The sequence below is a fragment of the Gilvimarinus sp. 1_MG-2023 genome (assembly GCF_030548285.1).
In genome coordinates, this window is sequence record NZ_JAUOSC010000056.1 from 1 (window position 1) to 566 (window position 566).

2 protein-coding genes are annotated in these 566 nt (G+C 56.7%); both read left to right on the forward strand.

The window, feature by feature from the left end; translation table 11 throughout:
- Positions 1-332, forward strand: a 332-nt coding sequence (locus tag Q4563_RS15615) for an aminomethyltransferase beta-barrel domain-containing protein (protein ID WP_336623036.1), incomplete at its 5' end; no start/stop codon positions are given.
- Positions 325-566: DUF489 family protein (locus tag Q4563_RS15620; RefSeq protein ID WP_303605114.1), on the forward strand; the 242-nt coding region annotated here is incomplete at its 3' end. The genes Q4563_RS15615 and Q4563_RS15620, both read left to right, overlap by 8 nt.

Sequence of the window (566 nt, forward strand, 5' to 3'; positions counted from 1 at the left end):
GTAAAAACCACCCGCTGCTGTTTACCGACACACTCACCACCGGTGCTATTTTCTGGGTAAATCAGGAACCGGCCAAGTTGCCCTTACACTGCACCGCCAAAGTCCGTTATCGCCAGAGTGACCAGCACTGCGTGATTGAACGACAAGACACCGTCGATGGTCAGACGGGCTACCGGGTGATTTTCGAACAGCCACAACGCGCCATCACACCGGGGCAATCGGTGGTTTTTTATCTGGATGACGTTTGCCTCGGCGGCGGCGTTATTGAAACCACCAGCAATCAACCATCCACTAATGACTCATCCGTCACAGCAGGGAACCAACATGACTGACCGCCGTCAGCAAGCCATTGCCATTGCCGCCGTCGTTCAGGCCGCCACTCTGGTAGAGCAGCTGGCTCGTACCGGAGATACCTCCATCAGCGATGCTACGCCACTCCTGGCCAGTCTGTTTGAACAGAATCCGGAGTCATTTGATGACATCTACGGCGACCCCAGCCACAGCCTGCAGCTCGGCATCAACACCCTGCAAACGCTGGCATCCGGCAAGGGAGACAGCCTCAGCCC